General features: G+C 72.5%; 18 protein-coding genes. 9 read left to right on the top strand and 9 right to left on the bottom strand.

Annotation, left to right across the window (positions count from 1 at the left end; genetic code table 11):
* Positions 1-171: 171 nt before the first annotated feature.
* Entirely contained in the window at positions 172-435 is a 264-nt protein-coding gene (locus tag FB465_RS06535) for a DUF1876 domain-containing protein (protein ID WP_145788406.1), read from the bottom strand.
* Between the two features lie 160 nt (positions 436-595).
* Between FB465_RS06535 and FB465_RS06530 the strand changes: the two genes are divergently transcribed.
* The 4 genes from FB465_RS06530 to FB465_RS06515 are packed head-to-tail and all read left to right on the top strand — an operon-like array spanning position 596 to position 6,355.
* Positions 596-1,714 (top strand): CaiB/BaiF CoA transferase family protein, encoded by a 1,119-nt coding sequence (locus FB465_RS06530; RefSeq protein ID WP_246192543.1) that lies wholly within the window; start codon positions 596-598, stop codon positions 1,712-1,714.
* A 37-nt stretch (positions 1,715-1,751) separates the two neighbouring features.
* Positions 1,752-2,894 carry an acyl-CoA dehydrogenase family protein gene (locus FB465_RS06525; RefSeq protein WP_145788404.1) on the top strand — a complete coding sequence of 381 codons (1,143 nt, stop codon included), beginning with the start codon at positions 1,752-1,754 and terminating at the stop codon, positions 2,892-2,894.
* Positions 2,895-2,951: 57 nt separating this feature from the next.
* The gene (locus FB465_RS06520; protein WP_145788403.1) at positions 2,952-4,166 is read left to right on the top strand and encodes an acetyl-CoA C-acetyltransferase; all 1,215 of its coding nucleotides are present in this window, start codon (positions 2,952-2,954) and stop codon (positions 4,164-4,166) included.
* A 20-nt stretch (positions 4,167-4,186) separates the two neighbouring features.
* Positions 4,187-6,355 (top strand): 3-hydroxyacyl-CoA dehydrogenase NAD-binding domain-containing protein, encoded by a 2,169-nt coding sequence (locus tag FB465_RS06515; protein WP_145788401.1) that lies wholly within the window; start codon positions 4,187-4,189, stop codon positions 6,353-6,355.
* A 19-nt stretch (positions 6,356-6,374) separates the two neighbouring features.
* On the opposite strand, the gene FB465_RS06510 is transcribed toward FB465_RS06515, so the two are convergent.
* The 3 genes from FB465_RS06510 to FB465_RS06500 form a co-directional block, all read right to left on the bottom strand.
* Entirely contained in the window at positions 6,375-7,094 is a 720-nt protein-coding gene (locus FB465_RS06510) for a MerR family transcriptional regulator (RefSeq protein WP_145788400.1), read from the bottom strand.
* A gap of 80 nt (positions 7,095-7,174) precedes the next feature.
* Positions 7,175-8,197, bottom strand: a complete 1,023-nt coding sequence (locus tag FB465_RS06505) for an isopenicillin N synthase family dioxygenase (protein WP_145788398.1) — start codon at positions 8,195-8,197, stop codon at positions 7,175-7,177.
* Between the two features lie 241 nt (positions 8,198-8,438).
* Complete coding sequence (locus FB465_RS06500) at positions 8,439-10,034, bottom strand: AMP-binding protein (protein WP_145788396.1); 1,596 nt, start codon at positions 10,032-10,034, stop codon at positions 8,439-8,441.
* A gap of 204 nt (positions 10,035-10,238) precedes the next feature.
* Here FB465_RS06500 and FB465_RS06495 point away from each other — a divergent pair, with 204 nt between their 5' ends.
* The 4 genes from FB465_RS06495 to FB465_RS06480 all read left to right on the top strand — a co-directional run bounded on the left by FB465_RS06495 (position 10,239) and on the right by FB465_RS06480 (position 16,909).
* Entirely contained in the window at positions 10,239-10,889 is a 651-nt protein-coding gene (locus FB465_RS06495; RefSeq protein WP_145788395.1) for a hypothetical protein, read from the top strand.
* 1 nt (position 10,890) lies between these two features.
* Positions 10,891-12,522, top strand: a complete 1,632-nt coding sequence (locus tag FB465_RS06490) for a DNA polymerase Y family protein (RefSeq protein WP_145788393.1) — start codon at positions 10,891-10,893, stop codon at positions 12,520-12,522.
* Positions 12,523-12,585: 63 nt separating this feature from the next.
* Positions 12,586-15,783: an error-prone DNA polymerase gene (locus FB465_RS06485; RefSeq protein ID WP_145788391.1), complete on the top strand. Its 3,198-nt coding sequence runs from the start codon at positions 12,586-12,588 to the stop codon at positions 15,781-15,783.
* Between the two features lie 166 nt (positions 15,784-15,949).
* Positions 15,950-16,909, top strand: a complete 960-nt coding sequence (locus FB465_RS06480; protein ID WP_211785735.1) for a YihY/virulence factor BrkB family protein — start codon at positions 15,950-15,952, stop codon at positions 16,907-16,909.
* 9 nt (positions 16,910-16,918) lie between these two features.
* Here the strand turns inward: FB465_RS06480 and FB465_RS06475 are convergent, their stop codons facing one another.
* From FB465_RS06475 to FB465_RS06460, 4 genes are all read right to left on the bottom strand, one after another.
* On the bottom strand, positions 16,919-17,611 hold the full coding sequence (locus FB465_RS06475) for an aspartate/glutamate racemase family protein (protein WP_145797174.1): 693 nt from the start codon (positions 17,609-17,611) through the stop codon (positions 16,919-16,921).
* 26 nt (positions 17,612-17,637) lie between these two features.
* Positions 17,638-19,323 (bottom strand): purine-cytosine permease family protein, encoded by a 1,686-nt coding sequence (locus FB465_RS06470; RefSeq protein WP_145788390.1) that lies wholly within the window; start codon positions 19,321-19,323, stop codon positions 17,638-17,640.
* A gap of 104 nt (positions 19,324-19,427) precedes the next feature.
* Positions 19,428-19,826 carry a hypothetical protein gene (locus tag FB465_RS06465; RefSeq protein ID WP_145788388.1) on the bottom strand — a complete coding sequence of 133 codons (399 nt, stop codon included), beginning with the start codon at positions 19,824-19,826 and terminating at the stop codon, positions 19,428-19,430.
* Between the two features lie 54 nt (positions 19,827-19,880).
* A complete protein-coding gene (locus tag FB465_RS06460; RefSeq protein WP_145788386.1) occupies positions 19,881-20,666 on the bottom strand; it encodes a TIGR03084 family metal-binding protein in 786 nt (261 codons plus the stop codon).
* A 119-nt stretch (positions 20,667-20,785) separates the two neighbouring features.
* On the opposite strand from FB465_RS06460, the gene FB465_RS06455 reads away from it, so the two are divergent.
* On the top strand, positions 20,786-21,502 hold the full coding sequence (locus FB465_RS06455) for a helix-turn-helix transcriptional regulator (RefSeq protein WP_145788384.1): 717 nt from the start codon (positions 20,786-20,788) through the stop codon (positions 21,500-21,502).
* Here the strand turns inward: FB465_RS06455 and FB465_RS06450 are convergent.
* A complete protein-coding gene (locus FB465_RS06450) occupies positions 21,495-23,027 on the bottom strand; it encodes an AMP-binding protein (protein ID WP_145788382.1) in 1,533 nt (510 codons plus the stop codon). The two genes, FB465_RS06455 and FB465_RS06450, sit on opposite strands and share 8 nt — an antisense overlap.
* Positions 23,028-23,045: the final 18 nt, after the last annotated feature.

Here is a 23,045-nt window from a genome sequence, read left to right as displayed (position 1 = left end):
CGTTGAAACCGAAGCTCGCCGAGCCGGCCGCCGCCACCGCCCCGGCCGTCACGGCGCGGTGGTCGGCGGCCTGCTGGGAGGCGGGGCGGACGGGGCCTCCGAAGGCCGCCGGAGACGCTACGACGCTCGCGCCGAGGCGTCAACGGGGCCTGTCCTGCCAAGGGTGAGCGGTCAGAAGATCAGGTGGGCTGCTTCGTGGGTGCGGGTCTCGATTCCGGAGGCGGCCTTGTTGATGAGCTCGTGGGCCAGGTTGGAGCAGGCGCGCGCGGCGGCGAGCTCTTCACCGATCGTGGAGTCGGGCGAGTCGTCGGGGTTGCGCCGGGCGATCCCCACACCCTTGACGCCCGGAGCGCTGAACCCGTTCAGGGTCGCGGTGCAGGCGGTGCGGTTCTCGTCCTCCTCGAAGTTCAGATCGATGATCCAGTGGTTGTGCATGACGGATCACCCCATCGGTGTCGGAGCGGGTACTTAGAGCATGTGCGCGCCCCGGGCTGCTCGCAAGCTCCAGCCCGTCTCACCCTTGTTACCGGCGGGTCGCTTGCCTATCATCGCCAGTGTTACAGCTTTACTGTCAAACCTCTCTCGGGGGCAGCAGGTGACGGAGACGACCAGCCATGGGCCGCTGGCCGGGGTGCGCGTGGTGGAACTGGCGGGCATCGGGCCCGGACCGTTCGCCGCGATGCTCCTGGCAGACCTGGGCGCGGACGTGGTGCGGGTGGACCGCCCGACGCCGCCGACGCTCGGTGTGGACCCGGCCTTCGACGTCACCAACCGCAACAAGCGCTCCGTGGTCATCGACCTGCGCGCCCCCGAGGGCCCCGGCCTGGTGCTCGACCTGGTCGAGCGCGCCCAGCTGCTGATCGAGGGCTTCCGCCCCGGCGTCGCCGAGCGGCTCGGCGTCGGCCCCGAGGCCTGCCTGGCCCGCAACCCCGCCCTGGTCTACGGCCGGATGACCGGCTGGGGCCAGGACGGCCCGCTGGCACCCAGCGCCGGACACGACATCGGGTACGCCGCCACCGCCGGGGTGCTCGGCCTGATCGGCGAGCCCGACCGGCCCCCGGCCATCCCCGCCAACCTGCTCGGCGACTACGCCGGCGGGTCGCTCTACCTGGTGGTGGGCCTGCTGGCCGGCCTGCACCACGCCCGCGCCACCGGCACCGGACAGGTGGTGGACGCCGCCATCGTGGACGGCGCAGCCCACCTCACCTCGATGCTCTGGGGCCTGCGCGCCACCGGCCTCTGGCAGGACCGGCGCGGCACCAACCTGCTGGACGGCGGTGCCCCCTGGTACTCCGTGTACCGGACCGCCGACGGCGGCCACATGGCCGTCGGCGCGCTGGAGCCCCAGTTCTACGCCGAGTTCGCCAAGCTGCTGGGCCTGGGCGAGGACGCCCCCGGCCAGTACGACACCGCCCGCTGGCCGGAGCTGCGCGCCGAGATCGCCGCCCGATTCGCCACCCGGACCCGGGCCGAGTGGACGGAGCTCTTCGAAGGCACCGACGCCTGCACCTCGCCGGTGCTCACCCTCGGCGAGGCCGCCGACCACGAACACCTCAAGGCACGCGGCACCTACACCACCCGGGACGGCGTTACCCAGCCCGCGCCCGCCCCGCGCTTCTCCGCCACGCCGGGCGCGCTGCGCCGACCGCCCGCCCGACCCGGCGCGGACACCGCCGAGGTCGCCCGGGACTGGGACCTGCCGCACCTGGGCTGACGACCGCCCTCGCGTAACGACATCAAAGGAGATCTCCGTGCAACGCGAGCTCTACACCGAGGACCACGAGGCCTTCCGGGAGACCGTCAAGGCCTTCCTGGCCAAGGAGGTGCTGCCGCACCACGACCGCTGGGAGCAGGCGGGCATCGTGGACCGGGCCGCCTGGCTGGCCGCCGGGAAGCAGGGCCTGCTCGGGCTCGCCGTGCCCGAGGAGTACGGCGGCGGGGGCGAGCCGGACTTCCGCTACGCCGCCGTCCTGGCCGAGGAGTTCACCCGCGCCGGAGTCAGCGGGCTCGCCGTCGGCCTGCACAACGACATCATCGGCCCCTACCTGACCTCCCTCGCCACCGAGGAGCAGAAGCGGCGCTGGCTGCCGGGCTTCTGCAGCGGCGAGCTGATCACGGCCATCGCGATGACCGAGCCGGGCGCCGGATCGGACCTGCAGGGGATCCGTACCGGCGCGGTCGACCAGGGTGACCACTACCTGCTCAACGGCGCCAAGACCTTCATCTCCAACGGCATCCTGGCCGACCTGGTCGTGGTGGTCGCCAAGACCACGCTGGAGGGCGGCTCCAAGGGGCTCAGCCTGCTGGTCGTCGAGCGCGGGATGCCCGGGTTCGAACGCGGCCGCAACCTGGACAAGATCGGCCAGAAGGCCCAGGACACCGCCGAGCTGTTCTTCAACGACGTCCGCGTCCCCAAGGCCAACCTGCTCGGCACCGAGCACGGCGCCTTCCTCCACCTGATGCAGAACCTGGCGCAGGAGCGGCTCGCGATCGCCGTCTCCGCGATCGCCGGCGCCGAGCACCTGCTGGAGCTCACCACCGAGTACGTCAGGCAGCGCGAGGCCTTCGGCCGTCCGCTCGCCAAGCTCCAGCACGTCCGGTTCGAGATCGCCGAGATCGCCACCGAGTGCGCCGTCACCCGGACCTTCGTGGACCGTTGCATCATCGAACTGGGACGCTACGCGCTCACCCCGGCCGACGCCTCGATGGCCAAGTGGTGGGCCACCGAACTCCAGAAGCGCACCGCCGACCGCTGTCTCCAACTCCACGGCGGCTACGGCTACATGACCGAGTACCCGGTCGCCAAGGCCTTCACCGACGGCCGCATCCAGACCATCTACGGCGGGACCACCGAGATCATGAAAGAGATCATCGGCCGCTCCCTCCTCGGCTAAGACCACGGCTATGACCACGGCTACGACCTCGGTCAAGACCCTCGAAAGGCACTCACCGTGACCACCGAAGCGTACGTCTACGACGCTATCCGCACCCCACGCGGCCGGGGCAAGGCCAACGGCTCGCTGCACGGCACCAAGCCGATCGACCTCGTGGTCGGCCTGATCCACGAACTGCGCCGCCGCTTCCCGGGCCTGGACCCGGCCGCCATCGACGACATCGTGCTCGGCGTGGTCAGCCCGATCGGCGACCAGGGCTCCGACATCGCCCGGATCGCCGCGATCGCCGCCGGGCTCCCCGACACGGTGGCCGGCGTACAGGAGAACCGCTTCTGCGCCTCCGGCCTGGAGGCCGTCAACCTGGCCGCCGCCAAGGTCCGCTCGGGCTGGGAGGACCTGATCCTGGCCGGCGGCGTGGAGTCGATGTCCCGCGTCCCGCTGGGCTCCGACGGCGGTGCCTGGGCGATGGACCCGATGACCAGCTTCGAGACCGGCTTCGTCCCGCAGGGCGTCGGCGCCGACCTGATCGCCACCATCGAGGGCCTCAGCCGCACCGACGTGGACGCCTTCGCCGCCGAGTCCCAGGCGCGCGCCGCCAAGGCCTGGGCGGACGGCAAGTTCGACCGCTCGGTCGTCCCGGTCAAGGACCGCAACGGGCTGGTCGTCCTGGACCGCGACGAGTTCATCCGCCCCGGCACCACCGTCGAGACCCTGGCCGGCCTCAAGCCCTCCTTCGCCGCGATCGGCGAGGCGGGCGGCTTCGACGCCGTCGCCCTGCAGAAGTACCACTGGGTCGAGTCCATCGACCACGTCCACCATGCGGGCAACTCCTCCGGCATCGTCGACGGCGCCGCCCTGGTGGCCATCGGCAACCGCGAGATCGGCGAGCGGTACGGGCTGCGCCCGCGCGCCCGGATCGTCTCGGCCGCCGTCTCCGGCTCCGAGCCGACCATCATGCTCACCGGCCCCGCCCCCGCCACCCGCAAGGCGCTGGCCAAGGCCGGGCTGAACGCCGCCGACATCGACCTGGTCGAGATCAACGAGGCCTTCGCCGCCGTCGCGCTGCGCTTCATGCGCGAGCTCGGCTTCAGCCACGAGCAGGTCAACGTCAACGGCGGTGCGATCGCCATGGGCCACCCGCTCGGCGCGACCGGCGCGATGCTGATCGGCACCCTGATCGACGAGCTGGAGCGCCGAGACCTCCGCTACGGCCTGGCCACCCTCTGCGTCGGCGGCGGCATGGGCATCGCCACCGTCATCGAGCGCATCTGACTCCCGGGAGACCTTTCCTCATGTCTGACAACACCCCCGTCATCCGCTGGGAGCAGGACCAGGACGGCGTGGTCACCCTCGTCCTCGACGACGCCTCGCAGTCCGTGAACACCATGAACGGCGCCTTCCGGGACGCCCTGGAGGAGGTGATCCCCCGGCTGGCGGCCACCGAGGGCCTGCGCGGCGTGATCATCACCTCCGCCAAGAAGACCTTCTTCGCCGGCGGTGACCTGCGGCTGCTCTCCGCGGTCCGTGCCGAGCAGGCGGGCGAGTTCTTCGAGGCGTCCATGCGGCTCAAGCAGCTGCTCCGCACCCTGGAGACGCTCGGCAAGCCCGTGGTCGCGGCGATCAACGGCAGCGCCCTCGGCGGCGGTCTGGAGATCGCCCTCGCGTGCCATCACCGCATCGCGCTGGATGCGCCCGGCAGCCGGATCGGCCTGCCGGAGGTCACCCTCGGCCTGCTCCCCGGCGCGGGCGGCGTGGTCCGCACCGTACGGCTGCTCGGCATCACCGACGCGCTGCTCAAGGTGCTGCTGCAGGGCCGCCAGTACCGGCCCGCGCAGGCCCTGGAGAACGGCCTGGTGCACGAACTGGCCACCACCCGCGAGGAGATGCTCGCCAAGGCGCGCGCCTTCATCGAGGCCAACCCCACCGCTCAGCAGCCGTGGGACGCCAAGGGCTACAGGATCCCCGGCGGCACCCCGTCCACCCCCGCCTTCGCCGCCAACCTCCCGGCCTTCCCGGCCAACCTGCAGAAGCAGCTCGCCGGCGCGCCGTACCCGGCGCCGCGCAACATCCTGGCCGCCGCCGTGGAGAGCGCCCAGGTGGACGTGGACACCGCGATGGCGATCGAGGCCCGCTACTTCACCGAGCTGGCCTGCGGGCAGACCGCCAAGAACATGATCCAGGCGCTCTTCTTCGACATGCAGGCGGTCAACTCCGGTGCGGGCAGGCCGAAGGGGATCCCGGCCCGCGAGGTGCGCAGGGTCGCGGTGCTGGGTGCCGGGATGATGGGCGCGGGGATCGCGTACTCCTGCGCCAGGGCCGGCATCGAGGTGCTGCTCAAGGACGTCACCCTGGAGGCCGCCGAGCGCGGAAAGGCCTACTCCGAGGGGCTGTTGGACAAGGCGGTGGCGCGCGGCCGCTCCACCGCGGCCCAGCGCGACGAGCTGCTTGCGCGGATCACCCCGACCGCCGACGCGGCCGACCTGGCCGGCTGCGACGCGGTGATCGAGGCGGTCTTCGAGAACCCGGAGCTCAAGCACAAGGTCTTCCAGGAGGTCCAGGACGTCGTGGCGCCCGACGCGCTGCTCTGCTCCAACACCTCCACCCTCCCGATCGGCCTGCTCGCCGAAGGCGTCGGCCGCAGCGCGGACTTCATCGGCCTGCACTTCTTCTCGCCGGTCGACAAGATGCCGCTGGTCGAGATCATCCGCGGCCCGCAGACCGGTGACGAGGCACTCGCCCGTGCCTTCGACCTGGTCCGCCAGATCAACAAGACCCCGATCGTGGTCAACGACTCGCGCGGCTTCTTCACCTCCCGCGTGATCGGCCAGTTCATCAACGAGGGCGTCGCGATGGTCGGCGAGGGCGTCGACCCGGTCTCCGTCGAGCAGGCCGCCGCCCAGGCCGGCTACCCGGCCAAGGTGCTCTCCCTGCTGGACGAGCTCACCCTCACCCTGCCCCGCAAGATCCGCAACGAGGCCCGCCGCGCCGTCGAGGAGTCCGGCGGCAGCTGGACCGAGCACCCGGCCGACCGGGTGATGGACCGGATGCTCGACGAGTTCGAGCGCCCGGGCCGCAGCGGCGGGGCCGGCTTCTACGACTACGAGGACGGCCGCCGCACGCGCCTCTGGCCCGGCCTCCGTGAGCACTTCACGAAGCCGGACGCGCAGATCCCGTTCGAGGACATGAAGGAGCGGATGCTCTTCGCCGAAGCCCTGGACTCGGTGCGCTGCCTGGAGGAGGACGTGCTCACCTCCGTGGCCGACGCCAACGTCGGCTCGATCCTCGGCATCGGCTTCCCGGCCTGGACGGGCGGCGTGCTGCAGTACATCAACGGCTACGAGGGCGGCCTGCCCGGATTCACCGCCCGCGCCCGCGAGTTGGCGGCCGCGTACGGCGAGCGGTTCACCCCGCCGCCGCTGCTGGAGCGCCTCGCCGCGGAGGGCGGCAGCTTCAAGGACTGAGCGCCGTCGGGGCCGCGCGTCACTCCGCCGAGGGGCGCGCGGCCAGCTCCTCCGCGAGCGAGCGCTGGAAGGCCGTCACCAGGGCCTGCACCACCATCGGCTGGATCTGGTCGGCGAGCAGCTTCATCCGCTCCAGCTCCTCCGGCGCCGGGTCGCTCTCCCGGTACGGCTTCCAGACCGTCTCCCGGAACAGCCGGTGCAGGTCGTGGGCTGTCGCCTGGCTGTGCAGGCGCACCACGGCACGCGCGGCGACCAGGGTCTCCAGCGGGATCGGCACGTCCAGGACCCGTACGCCCAGCGGGAGCAGACCCGGGTCGATCTTGAACACGTCCGGGTCGTCCGTCCGGTGCAGGGCACCCATCGCGGCCAGCCGGTCCACGTCGGCGTCCGAGAGAGCACGCCCCGCCCGGCGCTCCAGCTGGCCGCGGTGTGCCTCCTCGGCGGTCTCCGGGGTCCAGGAGGCGACCAGGGCGCGGTGGATGGCCAGGTCCAGCGAGCTGATGTCCTCGGGGAGTTGGGCCAGATACCGCTCGATCGCGGCCAGGGTGAGGCCCTGGCGCTGCAGCTCCTCGATGAGCTCCAGCCGGTCCAGGTGGGCGGACCCGTACAGGCCGACCCGGCGCGGGCCGAGCTCGGGCGGTGGGAGCAGGCCCTTGGTGCTGTAGAACCGCAGGGTGCGCACCGTCACCCCGGCGCGGGCGGCAAGCTCGTCGACGGTGAGCTGCGGGGGTGTCGCCATGATGCCGTCTCGCCTTCCGCCGGTCGCTGTCACACCACTGCTGTGACAGCAGCAGTGTGACAGCGCCGTGCCCGGTCGGTCTAGGAGGCGAGCGGCAGCAGGTCGGCGTGGTGCCTGCGGGTCACCTCGGGGTGGGCCCGCAGATAGCCCTTGAGCTCGTTCCGGCCGAACTCCGCGAAGAGGGGGTTGCCCGGGTCCTGGGTGGCGCCCGGCGCGTGGTGGGCGTGCGGGAACTCCAGCGGCTCGATGTGCGCGTCCAGCCGGGGGTTGTAGAAGAACGGCACCGAGAAGCGCTCCCGGGCGCCGGGCGGGCTGACCACCCGGTGGCTGGTGGCCTTGAGGTACCCGTCGGTGGCCACCTCGAGCAGCTCGCCCAGATTGACCACGAAGGCGCCCTCCAGCGGCGGGACCTCCAGGAAGGAGCCGTCCGCGCGCTCCACCTGCAGCCCGCCGACGGAATCCTGCAGCAGCAGCGTGATGAAGCCGTAGTCCTTGTGCGCGCCCACGCCCTGGCCCGCGCCGTCGGGGGCGGTGCCGGGGTAGCGGACCAGCTTGAGGCGCAGGTGCGGGTGCCCGGCGAAGGCGTAGTCGTAGAAGTCCGGCTTGGCGCCGATCGACGCCAGCAGCTCGTGCAGCAGCCGCCCGGCGACCCCGTTCAGCCGGTCGATCCAGCCCAGCGTCGCCGTCCGCAGTTCGGGCAGCGCGGCCGGCCACTGGTTCGGGCCCTCCAGCCACCAGTACGGAGGCTCGCCCGCGGCCGGGACGTGCGGCGGCAGCTCGGCGCCGATGTCCAGCTGGTCGCGCCAGTCCTGGCTGCCGCCGGTGCGCTCGTCGCCGGTACGGGTGTAGCCGCGGAAGTGCGGGGAGTTCAGGTTGCTCACGGCCAGTCTGTCGGCCTCGGGCAGCTCGAAGAAGGCTCGCATCGCGCTGGTCAGGGCGGCCGTCTCGGCCGGGGTTATGCCGTGGCCGGTCAGCTGGAAGAAGCCGACCTCGGTCGCGGCGGCGCGCAGGGCGTCGTGCAGCCCGGTCCGGTCGGCCGCGCTGCCGTCGGCGAGCGAGAGGTCGATCACGGGGAGGCCGGTGAGGGGGTACTGCTGCGTCATGGGTGACATCCACGAGGTTGGTGCCCGGGCCGGTTCCGGCGGGTCGCCGGGGACGCCGCAGCTACCACGCGGGGTGGGCGGGTGCTGCGAGGCCGGGGGAAGGATGTGTCGGGAGGGAGGGTCAGCCGGAGCGTCGACAGGACATGCTCGTGACGCGGAGCAGGTCCACGTGGCGACGGCTGACGAGAATGAGCACGCCACCAGGTTAGCGCGGGCGGTGAACGAACACGGGGCCCCACCGTTACCGGCCCCGGGCCGCCAGCTCGCGCAGTTCGTTCTTTCTGACCTTGCCGCTCACCGTCATCGGGAAGGACGACATCACGCGCACCTCGCGCGGCGTCTTGTAGCGCGCCAGCCGGCCCCGGCAGTACTCGGCCAGTTCCGCCTGGGTGAGGGTGCCCGCCGGGTCGCGCAGGATCACGAAGGCGCAGATCTCCTCGCCGTACCGCTCGTCCGGCACGCCGACCACCTGGACGTCCGCGATCCCGGGGTGGCCGTGCAGGAACTCCTCGATCTCGCGCGGGTAGATGTTCTCGCCGCCCCGGATGATCATGTCCTTGATCCGCCCGACGACGGCCAGGTACCCGTCCTCGCGCATCACCGCGAGGTCGCCGGTGTGCATCCAGCCCTCCTGGTCGACCACCTCCGCCGTCCGCTCGGGCTCGTCCCAGTAGCCGAGCATCACCGAGTAGCCCCGGGTGCACAGCTCACCCGCCTCACCACGCGGCACCGTCCGCCCACTCGCCGGGTCGACCACCTTGACCTCGACGTGCGGGAGCACCCGGCCGACCGTCGCCGTACGGTGCTCCAGGTCGTCGTCCCGGCGGGTCTGGGTGGAGACGGGCGAGGTCTCGGTCATCCCGTACGCGATGGCGACCTCGGCCATGTGCAGGTCGGTCATGACCCGCTTCATCACCTCCACCGGGCAGGGCGAGCCGCCCATCACGCCGGTCCGCAACGACGAGAGGTCGAACTCGGCGAAGTCGGGCAGGCCGAGTTCGGCGATGAACATGGTCGGCACGCCGTACAGCGAGGTGGCCCGCTCGGCGGCGACGGCCCGCAGGGTGGCGGCCGGGTCGAACCCCGGCGAAGCGATGACGACACAGGCACCATGGCTGAGGGCGGCCAGATTGCCGAGCACCATGCCGAAGCAGTGATAGAACGGCACCGCCACGCAGACCCGGTCCTGCTCGGTGTAGCCCAGCAACTCACCCACGCAGTGGCCGTTGTTGAGGATGTTGCGGTGCGACAGGGTGGCGCCCTTGGGGAAGCCCGTGGTGCCGGAGGTGTACTGGATGTTGATCGGCTCGTCACAGCTCAGCTCCGGGAACTCCCCCTCACCGTCCAGGAGTTGCCATTCGCCGATCCACAGGGTCTCGCGCAGCCCGGGGCACCGGCCCTCGGCCTCCTCGACCATCGCCCGGTAGTCGCTGTCCCGGTACGTGCTCTGGGAGACCAGCAGGCTGACCCCCGACTGGTTCAGCACATAGATCAGCTCATGGGTGCGGTAGGCCGGGTTGATGTTCACCAGGATCGCGCCGATCCGGGCGGTGGCGTACTGGACCAGCACCCACTCCGGGCAGTTGAGCGCCCAGATCCCCACCCGGTCACCCTTGGCCACCCCGCGCGCCAGCAGATCCCGGGCCAGGCGGTCGACGTCCCGGCCGAGCTCGGCGTACGTCCAGCGGCGGCCGCTCGGGACGTCGACCAGCGCCTCCCGCTCGGGGAACTCGGCGACGGCCCGGTCGAGACGCCGGCCGAAGGTGTCGGTCAGCAGCGGAGAGTCCGTGCTGCCGCGTGTGTAGGACGCCTGCTCGGTCACCGTTGACCCCCGCATGTCGGCACCCGTCCAGGTTTCGTCACCGCTGACGGTTCGTCAAGGCAGCGCACGGCCCGAGCCCAGCTGTTCGATTTTCCACCGCCAACACGGAGCGTAATCGAACAATCCGCCACCGCGACATTTCCCCAGGTCAGAGCTTTTCTATCACCCCGTCAGATATTCGGACTTGAATATTTGCGAACAGATGTTCGATCCTGAAGTGTGCCCACTTTCGATTCCACGCTCCTCCGGCCGGCCGAGGGCGGCCTGCTGCCCGTCCTCCCGGCGCTGGCCCCGCTGCTGCCCGGCGGCGGGCTGCGGCGCGGCGCGGCGGTGTCGGTGCACGGCGACACGGGCCTGCTGCTCGCGCTGGCGGCCGGCGCGGCGACGCTCGACGGGACCTGGTCCGCAGCGGTGGGCCTGCCCGACCTCGGCCTGGCCGCAGCAGCCGGCTACGGCATCGACCTCCGCCGTCTGCTGCTCGTGGACGACCCCGGGCAGCACTGGCCGGAGGTCGTCTCGGCCCTGGCAGGGGCGGTCGGACTGATCCTGCTGTGCCCGGACGGCCCGGTGCCCCCGCAGCTGGCGGCCAGGCTCACCGCCGTGCTGCGGCGCGGCGGCTGCGCGCTGCTGGTGGCCGGGCCCTGGCCGGGCGCCGTACTGCGGCTGAGCGTGAGCTCCGCCCGCTGGTTCGGGCTCGGCGCGGGGTACGGGCAGCTGCAGGGGCGCCAGGTCGAGGTGGCCGCCGAGGGGCGTGGTGCCGGGGGCCGGGCCCGTACGGCACGGCTGTGGCTGCCGGACGAGCACGGAACGGTACGGGCGGCGGAGGCCGAGCAGCCGGCGGTGGCCCTGCCCGGTCTGGCGGCGGTGTGACATGACGACGTCGGAAGCGGGTGCGCCCCGGGCGCTGGTGGTCTGGTGCCCGGACTGGCCGGTCGTCGCCACGGCCCCGGACGCCGGGGCGGACCGTGCGGTGGCGGTGCTGGAGTCCGGACGGGTGCTGGCCTGCTCGGACGCGGCCCGCGCCGCCGGAGTGCGCCGTGGGCAGCGCCTGCGGCTGGCCCAGCGGCTCTGCCCGGACCTGGAGCTGCGGGACCGCGACCCGGAGGCCGAAACCCGGCTGTTCGAACCGGTCGTCGCAGCCGTGGAGGCCTTCACGCCCCGGGTGGAGGTCCTACGCCCCGGGATGTGCGCGATCCCCGTGAAGGGCCCCAGCCGCTACTTCGGCGGCGAGGAGGCCCTCGCGGCCCGGATCCACACCGCGGTGGCGACAGCGCTCGGCAGGCCCACCCCCGAGGCGCATCCGCTGCCCGAGGGGGTGGCGAGTGACCACCCCGGTAGCCGCCCCCGCCCCCAGCCCCAACCGGACGCCGCGACGCCGCGAAGCCAGGTCGGGGTGGCCGACGGTCTGTTCGCCGCCGTGCTCGCGGCCCGCGCCGCCGTACTCGTCCCGGCCGGGCGGACGGCGGAGTTCCTCGCCCCGTACCCCGTGGCCGCGCTCGGTGACGAGCCGCTGGCCGACCTGCTGGTCAGGCTCGGCATCCACACCGTGGGCGATTTCGCCGAGCTCTCCGGGCCGGCCGTCGCCGACCGGTTCGGCCCGACCGGAGCGGCCGCGCACCGCCGCGCCCGGGGCCTGCAGTCACGCCCGCTCGCCCCCCGCCCCGAGGGCCTCGACCTCACGACGGAACAGCTCTTCGACCCGCCCGAGCAGCTCGCCGAACCCCTGGTCTTCGTCGCCCGCACCCTCGCGGAACAACTCCACACCCGCCTCGGCGCGGTCGGCCTGACCTGCCACCGGGTCGCCGTCGAGGTGACCTGCGCCGACGGCCGCACCGCCTCCCGCCTCTGGCGGCACGAGGGCCGGCTGGGCGCCTCCGCCCTCGCCGAACGCGTCCGTTGGCAGCTGCAGGCCTGGCAGAGCGCCGCCACCTTCCCCGACGAGGCAGGCGGCTTCACCGCGCTGCGCCTCGTCCCCGACGGCCTGGTCCCCGACCAGGGACGCCAGCTTGCCCTCTGGGGCCAGGCGGTCGCCGAGGACCGGGTGGAGCGCGCCGTCGCCCGGGTGCAGGCGGTGCTCGGGCACGCGGGGCTGCGCCGGATCGAGCCCGCCGGCGGCCGCGGCCCGGGCGAGCAGGCCGTACGCGTCCCCTGGGGCGAGGTGTACGAGGCCCCGGCCCCCGCCCCCTGGCCCGGCCGCCTGCAGGACCCGCCGCCCTCGGTGGTGCCCCGTACCCCCGTCCCGGTCGCCGTTCTGGACGCGGGCGGCACCCCCGTCACCGTCAGCGGCCGGGCCGAGGTATCCGCCCCGCCGTCCCGGCTCACCCTGGACGGCCGGCTCCTCCAGGTCACCGGCTGGACCGGGCCCTGGCCCGCGGTCGAGTACTGGTGGGACCCGGCGCGCTCCCGGCGCCGCGCCCGCTTCCAGGTCGCGGTCGCCGACGGCCGGGCCCTGCTGCTCACCGTCGAGGGCGGCCACTGGTCCGTGGAGGCGGCCTACGACTGAGACCCAACTGCCGGGGGGCAATGACGAGAACCGAACCACCCCCGAGACGGAGCAAGACCCGCGATGGGATTCACCAGCCACCCCTCGCTCCCCTGGAACGAGCTGCACCGCCGCCTGGCCGGCCGCCCGGGCCACACCGGCGCCGACGTCGTACCCCTGCGAAGACGCCCGACCCCACCCCCACCTCGACTCACCCCCGAACCATGGGCCGAGCTGCACACCCACTCCGCATTCAGCTTCCTCGACGGGGCCAGCGACCCCGAGGCCCTGGCCGAGGAGGCCGCCCGGCTCGGCATCGAGACCGTCGGGCTCACCGACCACGACGGCCTGTACGGAGTGGTCCGCTTCGCCGACTCCGCACGCGACCTGGGGCTGCGAACGGTCTTCGGCGCCGAACTCACCCTGAGCCCCGACGAGCACCTGCTGGTCCTCGCCCGCAACCCGGAGGGCTACCGCCGCCTGTCCGCCGCGATCAGCGCCGCCCAGCTCGCGGGCGGGGCCAAGAACCGCCCGGCGTACGACTTCGAGGCGCTCGCCGAAGCCCACCACGGCCAGTGGGCGGTGCTCACCGGCTGCCGCAAGGGCCGCGTACCGGCCGCGCTCGCCACCCACGGCGCCGCCGCAGCCGAACGCGAACTGCACACCCTCACCGAGGCGTTCGGCAAGGCCAACGTCTTCGTCGAGCTCATCGACCAGCGCCTGCCCGGCGACGACGTACGCAATGACCGGCTGGCGGCCCTGGCCGCCAAGCTCGACCTGCCCGCGGTCGCCTCCAACAACGTCCACCACGCCTCCCCGGCCCAGGGCCAACTCGCCCAGGGGCTCGCCGCGCTGCACGGACGGCGGACCCTCGACCAGGCCGCCGGCTGGACCGGCGCCGCCGGCACCGCCCACCTGCGCTCCGGCCGCGAGATGGCCGCCCGGCTCGCCCGCCGCCCCGGCGTCCAGCAGGCCACCGTCGAACTCGCCCGCGCCTGTGCCTTCGACTTCGGCGGCCTGGAGCCCAGGCTCCCTGGCTTCCCCGTCCCCGAGGGCCACAGCGAGATCAGCCACCTGCGCACCCTGGTCGCCGAGGCGGGCCCCGTCCGCTTCGGCGCCGGCAACGAACCCGCCCTGCGCCAGCTCGCCCGCGAACTCGACGTCATCGAACAGCTCGAACTGGCGGGGTACTTCCTCATCGTCCACGACATCGTCGTCTTCTGCCGGCAGCAGGACATCTGGTGCCAGGGCCGGGGCTCCGCCGCCAACTCCGCCGTCTGCTACGCCCTCGGCATCACCGCCGTCGACCCCATCCACTACGGGCTGCTCTTCGAACGCTTCCTCAGCATCGCCCGGGACGGCCCGCCCGACATCGACCTCGACATCGAGCACCGCCGCCGCGAGGAGGTCATCCAGTACGTCTACCGCCGGTACGGCCGGGAGCACGCCGCCCAGGTCGCCAACGTGATCACCTACCGCCCCCGGCTCGCCCTGCGCGACGCCGCCCGCGCGCTCGGCTACCCGCAGGGCCAGATCGAGGCCTTCACCCGGCAGAGCGACTTCCGCGGCCCGCCCGGCGCGGACGCGGTGATCCCCGCCGACGTCATCGCCCTGGGCCGGCAACTCCACGGTCTGCCACGCCACCTGGGCATCCATTCGGGCGGGATGGTGCTCACCCGGGAGCCGATCGGCGAGATCTGCCCGACCGAGTGGGCCCGGATGCCGGGCCGCTCGGTGCTGCAGTGGGACAAGGACTCCACCGCCGGCGCCGGGCTGGTCAAGATCGACCTGCTCGGCCTCGGCATGCTCTCCGCCCTGCACGACACCTGCGACCTGATCGCCGCCCACCACGGCGTCCGCTACGACCTGGCCTCCATCCCGGACGACGACCCCGACGTCTACGCGATGCTCTGTCGGGCCGACACCGTCGGCGTCTTCCAGGTCGAGTCGCGCGCCCAGATGGCCACCCTGCCCCGGCTGAAACCGCGGAAGTTCTACGACCTGGTGGTCGAGGTCGCCCTGATCCGCCCCGGCCCCATCCAGGGCGGCTCCGTCCACCCGTACCTGCGCCGCCGCGCCGGGGCCGAGCCGGCCCACTGCCCGCACCCGCTGATGGAGAACGCCCTCAGCAAGACCCTCGGGGTGCCGCTGTTCCAGGAGCAGATGATGCAACTCGCCATCGACTGCGCCGGGTTCAGCCCTGCCGAGGCCGACCGGCTGCGCCAGGCGATGGGCTCCAAGCGCTCCCACCAGCGCGTCGCCGAGCTGCGGCAGCGCCTGCTCGAGGGAATGGCCCGGCGGGACATCCCGGCGGACATCGCCGAGGACGTGTACACGAAGATCGAGGCCTTCTCCAACTACGGCTTCCCGGAGAGCCATGCGATCAGCTTCGCCTACCTGGTGTACGCCAGCGCCTGGCTCAAGTACCACCACCCGGCGGCCTTCACCTGCGCCCTGCTGGCCAACCAGCCCATGGGCTTCTACTCACCGTTGAGCCTGGTCTCCGACGTCCGGCGGCACGGTGTGCAGGTCCGCGGCGTCGACGTGAACGCCAGCGGGCCCGGGCCCACCCTCGAGCCCGATCCCGACCCCTCCGACCGCAACCCGATCCCGCAACCCGCCATCCGCCTCGGCCTCACCACCGTACGGGGGCTGGGCGTCCCGCAGGCCGAGGCCGTCGCGGCCGGCCGGCCGTACGCGGACCTGGAGGACTTCGCCCGCCGTACCGGCCTCCCGGCCCCCGTCCTGGAGGCGCTGGCCACGGCGGGCGCCTTCGGCTGCTTCGGCCTGAGCCGCCGCCAGGCCCTGTGGTCCGCCGGGGTGTACGCCACCGCCACGCCCGACACTCTCCCCGGTACGGCCTCCGGGGGCACCGCGCCGCCGCTGCCGGCGATGACCCCCGTCGAGGAGACCATCGCCGACCTCTGGGCCACCGGCACCTCGGCCACCAGCCACCCGGTGCAGCACCTGCGCGCGGCCCTCGACCGGGGCGGGGCCCTGCCGGCGTCCGCCCTGCACACCGTCGAACCCGGCACCCCGGTCCTGGTCGGCGGTCTGGTGACGCACCGCCAGCGGCCTCCCACCGCCGGAGGGGTCCTCTTCATCAGCCTGGAGGACGAGACCGGGCTGATCAACGTCATCTGCAGCCGCCCGGTCTGGGAGCCGCAGCGCCGCACCGCCCTGGACCGGGCCGGCCTGCTCATCCACGGCCACATCGAACGCCACCACGGCGCGACCAACCTGGTCGCCACCCGGCTCGCCCCCCTGCGGATCGGCGTCTGAGCACCGCCTCCCGGCCAGGACGTCCGTGGTGACTCTGCGTACCCACTCGGAAGAGAAGCTCCGGCCCCTGCCCCGCTCGACCACTGCCGCCACGCCCACGGCGGAAGCGATACGGCTCCCGTGCGATCCGCAGGTGAGACGCTGGTGAGGGAGGTGATCGGTTGCCATGACGGGTACATCGGAAGGGCCGACTACTCCCGGGCCGCGCGGCGAGGATCCGACCGGCGCGGGCAGCCGTACGGGCGCCTCGCGCTCGGGCAAGCTGCCCGCCCGGCACCGTTCGCGTGCCCTGGCCGTGCGGGTCTGGCGTCAGGGCCGCGAGCTGGAGCTCATGCACCGGGCGATGGGCTTCGCCGCCCTCGCCTTCGTGACGCTGATCCCGCTGCTCATCGTCGTGGCCGCCGCCTCGCCGGTGCACGGCAGCGGCTTCGCGAACTGGGTGATCGAGGGCCTCGGCGTCTCGGGGTCACCCGCAGAGGCGGTCCGTGAGCTGTTCTCCTCACCACGCCAGGCGCTCAACACCACCACCGGCCTGAGCCTGGCGGCAGTGATCCTCTTCGGGGTCACCTTCATGTCCGCCGTGCAGAACGGCTACGAGCGCATCTGGCGCCTGCCACCGGCCCCCTGGCACGCCGCCTGGCGGCAGGCCATCGGCCTGGCGGCCCTGATCGGCTATCTGCTCGCGGCCTCCTGGAGCGAAGTCCCGGGGCAGGGCACGGCAGCTCAGCCGGTGTTCCATCTCACCGCCATCCTGGGCGGCGGCCTGCTGTTCTTCTGGTGGATCCAGCGGCTGCTGCTGGGCGGCCGGGTGCGATGGCGGGCGCTGTTCCCGGGGGCGGTGGCGACCGTCGGCGCGCTGGTGGGTCTGCGGGTGTTCTCGCGGCTGGTGTTCGCCCCGCTGATCGTCTCCAACGCGCTGTCCTACGGTGCGATCGGTACCGTCCTGGTGGTCCAGTCCTGGCTGATCGGTGTCGGCTTCACCGTCTTCGGGGGTGCACTCGCCGGTCACGGCCTGTGGGAGGGGCGTGACCATCTGCACCTCCACCTCCCCGTTCACCTCCACCACAACCACCGCCCGCCGGGCTACCACCACCCGGGCCACCACCCCCCGGAGCGGGACAAGTAGGCGGCGCCGTCACCGCCCGAGCGCTGCGGCGACCGCGGCCTCCGCATGGAGGCGGGTGGTGGCGAAGACCGGGACGGGGCTGTGCTCGGGGCCGATGAGGAGCTCGATCTCGGTACACCCGAGAACGACGCCTTCGGCCCCGCGCGCCACCAGCTCGTCGATGACGGCCCGGTACGCCGCCCGCGACTCCTCCCTGATCACGCCCCGGCACAGCTCGTCGTAGATGATCCGGTGGACGACGGCCCGGCCGTCCTGGTCCGGGACGAGCACCTCCAGGCCGTGGCCGGCCAAGCGGCCGCGGTAGAAGTCCTGCTCCATGGTGAAGGCCGTCCCCAGCAAGCCCACCCGTCGCAGCCCGGCAGCCCGGACGGCTGCCGCCGTGGTGTCGGCCAGGTGCAGCAGCGGGACCTGGACGGCGGCCTCGACCTGGCCGGCGACCTTGTGCATGGTGTTGGTGCAGATCAGCAGCAACTCGGCGCCCGCGGCCTCCAGCGCCTTGGCGGCGGAGGCGAGCACCTCGCCCGCCTCCGCCCAGCGCCCCTCCACCTGCAGCCGCTCGATCTCCGCGAAGTCGACCGAGTAGAGCACGCACTTCGCCGAGTGCAGCCCGCCCAGCCGGTCCCGCGTGAGTTCGTTCAGCAGGCGGTAGTACTCCGCCGTCGATTCCCAGCTCATCCCGCCGAGCAGCCCGATGGTCTTCATCGCGCCACTCTGGCACACGCGTCGGACTAGCCGCGGACGGTGGGCATCCCCATGAGCACCGGGCCGTCGGCGCCGCCCTTGGTGCAGGTGTCGTGGCAGTCGGCGTCCAGGCTGCAGCAGAGCGAGCAGATGGTGCCCTCGTGGAACGGGCAGTGCGCGGTGTCGGGCACCTCGTAGCTGCCCTCGCAGACGGTGCAGACCCGGGTGACGACCGGGTCGGTGAGGGCCAGGTCCGCCTCGGGGTTCGGCCGGGCCAGGTAGTAGCGGCCCTTGGTGGCCCAGGCGATCAGGGGGCTGCAGGCCATCGCCAGGACGAGCGCGATGAACGGGCTGAACGCCTCCGCGTAGGTGCCGAACCAGCCGAAGAAGGCGGCGATCGAGACGGCGGCGGCGATGCACATCGCCCCGAAGCCCGCCGGGTTGACCGGGTGCAGGTAGGCCCGCTTGAACTCGATGTACTTCGGGCTGAGGCCCAGCGGCTTGTTGATCACCAGGTCGGCGGTGACCGCGCCGATCCAGGCGATCGCGACGTTGGAGTAGAAGCCCAGCAGCGAGCCGAGCGCGCTGAACATGTTGAGTTCCATCAGCAGCAGCGCGATGCCGCAGTTGAGGAAGATGTACCAGACCCGGCCGGGGTGGCGGTGGGTCAGCCGGGAGAAGAAGTTCGACCAGGAGAGCGAGCCGGAGTAGGCGTTGGTCGAGTTGATCTTCACCTGGGAGACGATCACGAAGAGCCCGGCCAGCGGCAGCGCCGCCGCGCCGAACCACGGCCGCAGCGACTCCACGTACGGTGCGATGGGCTCCAGCGCCTTGGTGTTGCCGACCACGTCCAGTGCGGCGAAGGCGAGCAGGGCGCCGCCTAGTTGCTTCAGCGCGCCGATCACCACCCAGCCGGGGCCGGCGGCCAGTACGGCCAGGTCCCAGCGCCGGGCGTTGGCCGGCGTGCGCTGCGGCATGAACCGCAGGTAGTCGGCCTGCTCGCCGATCTGGGCGATGAGCGAGAGGGCGACGCCGGTGCCGAGACCGAAGCCGAGCAGGGTGAAGCCGGAGCCGACGCCGTGGGTGCCGCCGAAGTGGGTGAAATCGGCGAAGGTGCCGGGGGAGTGGAAGGCCAGGATGACGAACGGGCCGACCAGGCCGAGGATCCACAGCGGCTGCGTCCAGGCCTGCAGCTTGGAGATCCAGGTCATGCCCTTGAAGACGATCGGGATCACGATCAGCGTGGTGATCAGGTAGCCGACCGGCAGCGGGATGTGCAGCACCTCGTGGAAGGCCTGCGCCATGATCGAGCCCTCGAGGGCGAAGAAGATGAAGGTGAAGCTGGCGTAGACGAGCGAGGTCAGGGTGGAGCCGAGGTACCCGAAGCCGGAGCCGCGGGTGAGGAGGTCCATGTCCACGCCGTTGGCGGCGCAGGCCCGGGCGATGGGGATGCCGGTCAGGAAGATGACGGTGGCGGCGGCGAGGATCGCGGCCAGTGCGTTGGTGAAGCCGTAGGACATCGCGATCCCCGCGCCGATCGCGTAGTCGGCGAGGTAGGCGATCCCGCCCAGTGCCGTGGAGGCCACGGACAGCGGAGACCAGCGCCGGAAGGAGTGCGGCGCGTAGCGGAGCGAGTAGTCCTCCAGGCTCTCGTCGGCGGCGGACTTGGCGTACGAGCGGCGGGGGCCCGGGAGCTCAGGGGCGGACGTCGGTGGGCTGGTGGTCTCGGTCATCACCGCTCCTGGTGGTCGTGGCGTTGTGAGCGGTGACGTTAGGGAGCGAGTGTGAAGCACACGGTGCCCGCGCGGTTTCGGCGACGTAACCGGCTGACCGGACGTCAAGCAGGCTCGCCCAGAGCGATGATCCGCAGGTCGGCGGGCCGCACGACGTACCGGACGTCCTGACTCCCGCCCTCGTACCAGGTCTCGGTGAGCACGACGGCATTGCCGCCGGCGGGGCGGACGGACCACGACCGTGGAATGTTGTGGGCGCGGAACACCGGGTCGGCCTCGTTGGCCGCGCCCCAGACGCTGAGCCGGGCGTTCAGCACCGGCTCCACGAACCGCCTTCGGACATCGCGCGGTTGGTCCTCGATCTCCCCGAGAACGGCCAGGCGGTACTCCGTGAAGAAAGCGTCGACCCGGCCCTCGGCCGTCGTCGCCGAGGCGGGCACGGGAGCGGCGAGAGACGCCATGAGACCTGCCGTGGCGGCGAAGAGTCGTACACGTTTCGTCATGACGGACAGGGAATCAGTTCGGCGACGAACCTGTACATCGCTCGGGAGGGTGATTCAGAGCCGCGCTCGTCCCGCCCCCGGTGCGCCTGCGAAGGCCTGGGCGATCGGCAGCCAGGACGCCGCCACGGCACCCGTTGTGTGCAGGTCGAGGTCCTCGCGATGGCGGCGCTGGGTGACCAGGAGGCAGAAGTCCAGGGCGGCGCCGCTCACTTGATCCGCAGCGTCCTCCGGCCCCCAGGTCCACAGCTCGCCCGAGGGCGCGGTCAGTGACACCCGTACGGGCTGCTCCGGCACCGGCAGCCCGTGCAGGGTGAAGGCGAAGCCCATGGTCCGTACGCCCAGATGGGCCACGTGCCGCAGCCGCGCGGTGGGCTTCCGCTCGACGCCCAGCGCGTCGGCCACGTCCTGCCCGTGCGCCCAGGTCTCCATCAGCCGGGCCGTGGCCATCGTCGCGGGCTTCATCGGCGGGCCGAACCACGGCAACCGGGCATCGGCCGCAGCCGCGGCGGCCAGCGCGTCCGACAGCTCCTCCCGCCCTGCCCGCCAGCGCCCCAGCAGCGCCGCGGGTTCCTCGCCGACGCCCTCCGCCGCACCCTCCTCGATCGGGTCGCCGCCGGCGCCGAAGACCCGCTGGGCGGCGGCCGCGAACTCCCCGGGCTCCCGTGCCGCGAGCAGAGACCAGCGGTCCGTCCAGGCCAGGTGCGAGAGTTGGTGGGCGATCGTCCACCCGGCGGCCGGGGTGGGGGTGGCGAGGCCTTCGCCGTCCAGGCCCGCCACCAGGGAGTCCAGATCGGCGCTCTCGGCCCGAAGGTCGTCCAGCACGGTGGTGAACCCTGCCATGTGTTGTCCCCTTCCTCGGAGTTGTTCGCAGCGTAACGGCCCGGCCGGGCCGCCGGAATGGTCGTGTCGCGGCTCTCCCCTCCACGGGAGGGCCGTGTGAGAATCGCCCGGTGACCCCGATGACGAGGGCTGAAGCGACCCCTGACATCGACGCGAGCGCCGCCGAACTGGTCCGTTCCGCGGTGCTGGGAGACCTTGCGCGCCGGGTGGTCGCCGACTGCGGCGCCGATGTCGGCCTGGTCGGCGTCCCGGACCGCTCGGACCGGCCGAGGCGGATGGTGCTGCGCCACTGGGCGGGCACCCGCGCCGATCTGCTGCACGACCTCGAAGTCCCGGTCGGCACCGGACTCGGCGGCCGCGCACTCGCCGAGCGAGCCCCCAGCTGGGTCCCCGACTACCGTGCGGCGACGACGATCTCGCACCACTACGACGCCGCCGTGAGCGCCGAGGACCTGTACGCGATGCTGACCGTCCCGCTGATCCACGAGGGCACCGTGCACGGCGTGGTGTACGCCTCGCTGCGCGCGGTGGTCTCCTTCGGCGACGCCCGGATCGGCTCGGTGGCCCGCCTGGCGGCGACGGCGACCCGCGCCCTGGCCGGGGCCGCCGCCTGGCAGCGGCCGGATCCGAAGCCGGTGAGGGTACGGCTGACGCCCCGGGAGCACGAGGTGCTCCGCTGGGCGGCGGCCGGCCGGACCAACCCGGAGATCGCCGCCCAACTCGGCCTCACCTGCAACACCGTCACCGGCTACCTGAAGAGCGCGATGCACAAGCTCGGCGTCCGCAATCGCGTCGAACTCGCCATCACCGCACGCGAGTTCGGCCTGATCAGTTGACCTCGCGGGCGCGCCCCGCCCAGTAGGGCTCCCGCAGCCGGAACTTCTGCAGCTTGCCGGTGGTGGTCCGCGGCAGGCTGTCCCGGAACTCCACCGAGGTGGGCGCCTTGTAGCCGGCCAGCCGCTGCTTGCAGTGGGCGATCAGTGCGGCCTCGTCGGCACTCTGCCCGTCCTTGAGCACCACCAGGGCCTTGACCGTCTCGCCCCACTTGCGGTCGGGTACCCCGATCACCGCGACCTCGGCGACGGCCGGGTGGCCGTACAGGCAGTCCTCCACCTCGATCGAGGAGACGTTCTCCCCGCCGGTGATGATGACGTCCTTCTTGCGGTCGGAGATGGCCAGGTAGCCGTCGGTGAGGGTGCCGCCGTCACCGGTGTGGAACCAGCCGCCCTTGAGCGCGGCGGCGGTCTCGTCCGGCTGCTTCCAGTAGCCCTCCAGCACCGTGTTGGAGCGGACCAGGACCTCGCCCTGCCCGTCCACCCGCACCTGGCTGCCGAGCGCCGGTGAGCCGGCCTGCACCAGCCGTTCGGCGCGCTCGGCCGGCGGGAGGGCATCCCACTCGGCGCGGCCGCGGTTGACCGTCACCACGGGGGAGGTCTCGGTCAGGCCGTAGATCTGCATGAACTCCCAGCCCAGCTCGCTCTCGATGCGCTGCACCACCGAGGTCGGCGGGGGCGCACCGGCCACGATGATCCGCACCCGGTCCCGCCCGGGGACCGGGCCGTCCCAGTCGGCGGCGGCGTCCAGGACGGCGGTGGCGACGGCGGGCGCGCCGCACAGGAAGGTCACCCCGTGCCGCTCGACCCGGCGGAGGATCTCCGCGCCGTCCACCTTGCGCAGCACCACGTGCTGCGCGCCGAGCCCGGTCAGCACGAAGGGCAGGCCCCAGCCGTTGGCGTGGAACATCGGCAGCGTGTGCAGGTACACGTCCCGGTCCCCGGCCCCGAAGTGCAGGCCCATCAGCACGGCGTTGAGCCAGATGTTGCGGTGCGTCAGCTGAACACCCTTGGGGCGGGCGGTGGTTCCGCTGGTGTAGTTGATGGTCGCGGTGTCCGACTCGGAGATCCGGTGCCGGACGGGCTCGCGGTCGAAGTCGTACAGCTGCGCGTCGCTCTCGGCGCCGAGCACGAAGCGGTGCTTGACCGGCACACCGGCCAGCGCCTCGTCCAGTTCAGGGTCGACCAGCAGCACGGATGCTCCGCTCTGCTCGACGATGTACGCCACTTCCTCGGCCTTCAGGCGGAAGTTGACCGGTACCAGGACCCGGCTGTGGCCGCTGACCCCGTACAGCGAGGTCATCAGCCGGGCCGAGTTGTGCGAGACGACGGCGACCCGCTCGCCCGGTCCGACGCCGAGCCGGTCCAGCCCGGCGGCCTGCGCACGGGCGAGCTGAGCCATCCGACGGTACGTCACCTCGCCCCAGGAGTCGGCCGGTTGCACCGGCTCGTCGACCAGTCCGACCCGGTCGCCGTAGACCAGCTCGGCCCGGTCGAGGAAGTCCATCACGGTGAGTGGAGTCTGCATGCCGCCCACTGTGCCCGC

It is taken from the genome of Kitasatospora atroaurantiaca (genome assembly GCF_007828955.1).
Classification (GTDB): domain Bacteria; phylum Actinomycetota; class Actinomycetes; order Streptomycetales; family Streptomycetaceae; genus Kitasatospora; species Kitasatospora atroaurantiaca.
The sequence above is the reverse complement of the archived record's forward strand: the minus strand, read 5'-3'. Positions and strand labels throughout refer to the sequence as shown.